The 2,813-nt window shown below is 71.4% G+C and carries 3 protein-coding genes; 1 reads left to right on the top strand and 2 read right to left on the bottom strand.

Features of this window, described 5'->3' with window-relative positions:
- Window positions 1-104: 104 nt before the first annotated feature.
- Window positions 105-1,076, bottom strand: coding sequence for a D-2-hydroxyacid dehydrogenase (locus Q8M82_RS21655; RefSeq protein ID WP_305693366.1), 972 nt, complete (start codon window positions 1,074-1,076; stop codon window positions 105-107).
- A gap of 90 nt (window positions 1,077-1,166) precedes the next feature.
- The gene (cobD, locus tag Q8M82_RS21660; RefSeq protein WP_305693367.1) at window positions 1,167-2,180 is read right to left on the bottom strand and encodes a threonine-phosphate decarboxylase CobD; all 1,014 of its coding nucleotides are present in this window, start codon (window positions 2,178-2,180) and stop codon (window positions 1,167-1,169) included.
- Here cobD and Q8M82_RS21665 point away from each other — a divergent pair.
- Window positions 2,167-2,813: CobD/CbiB family cobalamin biosynthesis protein (locus tag Q8M82_RS21665; RefSeq protein WP_305693368.1), on the top strand; the 647-nt coding region annotated here is incomplete at its 3' end. The genes cobD and Q8M82_RS21665 overlap by 14 nt on opposite strands.

Raw genomic sequence — 2,813 nt, forward strand, 5'->3', positions numbered from 1 at the left:
GGCGTCTCGAAGGATGCTCCAGATGGTTCAGGAGCCTCCTGGAGCATCCTTCGAGACGGCCCTGCGGGCCTCCTCAGGATGAGGGGTGTGAAGCGGCGCCCCTGCTAGACCACCTGGTTGCGCAAGGTCGTCTCGCCGCGCGCGAGCCGGGCGAGGTTATCCACCAGCAGGTCGACGACATTCGTCTCGTAGGCGCGGGTCTCGCCGGCGCTATGGGGCGTGACGATGACGTTTGTCATCGCCCAGAGCGGCGAACTCGCCGCCAGCGGCTCCTCGACGAAGGTGTCGAGGCCCGCGCCGGCGATGCGCCCTTCCGACAGCGCCGCGACCAAAGCCTTCTCGTCGACGACCTTGCCGCGCGCGACATTGATCAGCAGCGCGCCGGGCTTCATCGCGGCGAGCGCCGCAGCGTCGATCAGGTTTTCGGTCTCCGGCGTCAGAGGGCAGGTCAGCGCGACGATGTCGGCCTGCGCCAGCACCTCGTGGAGCTGATCGGGCCGGACGATCGCCTCGATGTCGGGATGCGGCTCAGGGCTGCGGCGCACGCCGATGATTCGCAGTCCGAAGGCAGCCGCCAGCGTCGCCAGCCGCAGGCCGATTCGGCCCAGGCCCACGATTACCAGCGTCTTGCCGCCGAGCTCGTCCTCGCGCCGGGCGCGGTCGCCGATCATCGGGCGCCAGGTCGCGGTGGTCTGGTTGTCGCGGGCGAGGTGGATCTGCCGGGTCAGGCCGAGGATCAGCGCCATGGCATGCTCCGAGACGGCGCGCTCATTGGCCCCTTGCGCGCTCGCCAGCCGGATGCCGGCTGCGGCGAAGGCGGCCTTGTCGTACTGGTCCGTTCCGGCGGAGACCGACTGGACAAAGCGCAGCTTCGGGCAGGAGGCGATCAGCTCGTTGCGCCAGAGCCCGGAGACCACCACGACATCGGCCTCCGGCGCCCGCGCCTTCAGCTCGTCGAGCGAGCGCACCTCGAAGCTTTTGGCGGCATGGCCGCGCGTCGCGAACTCCGCCTGCAACTGATAGGCGGCATGGGCGAAGCAGATGGTCAGGTCGCTTCCGGTCGGCAGAGCAGGCATCAAGGCAATCCTCGGGAGGTGGGACAGGCGGCGGTCACCTTAGCCTGCCGCGGCGGCATCCCGCCACGGCGCAGACGCGGCGCCGGCCGCTCAGCCGCCATGCGGGAAACAGGCCAGTGCCGCCTCGAGTCGTTCCCAGGCCGGCGCATCGCCCGGGAGGCCGAAGCGCAGCCGGGTCGGATCGGCCTGGAAGCGGCGCACATAAAGCCCGTGGGCGCCGAGATGGGCGAAGAGCGCCGGCGCAGCAGCCGTCGCCAGCAGGCGGAACAGAGCGGTTCCGCCGACGATCTCGCCCCGCGGGGCGAGCAGCGCATCGAGCCTCGCGGCATCGGCAGCGCGCGCGGCGCCAGCCTGCGCCAGCCAATCGACATCGGCGAGCGCCTGCGCGCCGATCGCGAGCGCCGGTCCGGCCACGGCCCAGGGGCCCATCGCGTCGCGCAGTGCCGACACCAGATTTGCCTCGCCGATGGCGAAGCCGAGCCTGACGCCGGCCAAACCATAGGTCTTGCCGAAGGAGCGCAGCACCAGCGTCGCGGGCGGCAGGGTCGGGATCAGGCTCGACTCGGGCGTGAAATCGCAGAAGGCCTCGTCGACGACCAGCAGCCCGCCCCAGGCGGCGCAGCGGGCGGCGAGCGCGGTGAGCTCCGAGACCGACAGCAGGCGCCCGTCCGGGTTGTTGGGGTTCACGACCACCACCGTCGCGGCGTCATCGGCCTGCGCCAAGCTGTCGGCCTCGAAGACCGTCGCGCCCATCTTCCGCCAGGCGAGCGCGTGTTCCGCGTAGGTCGGTCCCAGCACCGCGACCGGTCCGGCGCCGACGCGATCCGGGACCACGCGCGGCAGCAGATCGATCAGGATCTGCGTGCCGGGCGCGGCGACGATGCCCGTCTCGGGCCGTGCGCGATAGGCGCCGCGCGCCGCCGCCAGCAGCGCCGCCTCGTCATCGGCGGCGGGCAGGCGCTGCCACAGGCTTAACGGCAGCGCGGGAAGCGGATAGGGGATCGGGTTGATCCCGGTGGAGAGATCGATCCAGGGCTCGGGCGCATCCGGAAATAGCGCTCTTGCCCGGCCGAGATCGCCGCCATGCCAGATGCCCTCCGTCACGTTTGCCTCGCCGCCCATGGCCCTGCCCGACACACTGCTTCTGCTGCTGGCCGCGCTCGCGATCGAGGCCGCGCTCGGCTATCCGCAGCGCTTGTATGCGCGGATCGGCCATCCCGTCACCTGGATTGGCGCGTTGATCGCCGGGCTCGACCGCCGGCTGAACCGGGAGGCGGCGCGCTTCGCCGCCCGGAAGGCGGCGGGCGTGGCCGCGCTCCTCATCCTGCTGGCGGTAGCGCTGGCCGGGGCTCTCGCGCTGACCACCCTGTGCCGACAGCTGGGGCCGGCGGGGCTTTTGCCGCTGGCGCTGCTCGCCTCGACGCTGCTGGCGCAGCGCAGCCTTTACGAACACGTCGCGGCCGTCGCGCAGGGGCTGGAGACGGGAGGCCTCACCGAGGGGCGCAAGGCGGTCTCGATGATCGTCGGACGCAATCCCGACACCCTGAACGAGGCCGGCGTCTCGCGCGCCGCGATCGAGAGCCTGTCTGAGAATTTCTCCGACGGGGTGGTGGCGCCGGCCTTCTGGCTCGGGGTCGCCGGCCTGCCCGGCATCATCATCTACAAGGCGATCAACACGGCCGATTCGATGATCGGCCACAGGACGCCGCGCCATCTCGCCTTCGGCTGGGCCTCGGC

It is taken from the genome of Allobosea sp. (assembly GCF_030694325.1).
Taxonomy (GTDB): Bacteria; Pseudomonadota; Alphaproteobacteria; order Rhizobiales; family Beijerinckiaceae; genus Allobosea.

Coding starts and splice junctions, on each gene's coding strand:
- Q8M82_RS21655 (WP_305693366.1), bottom strand. CDS start 1,076: ATGCCTGCTCTGCCGACCGGAAGCGACCTGACCATCTGCTTCGCCCAT.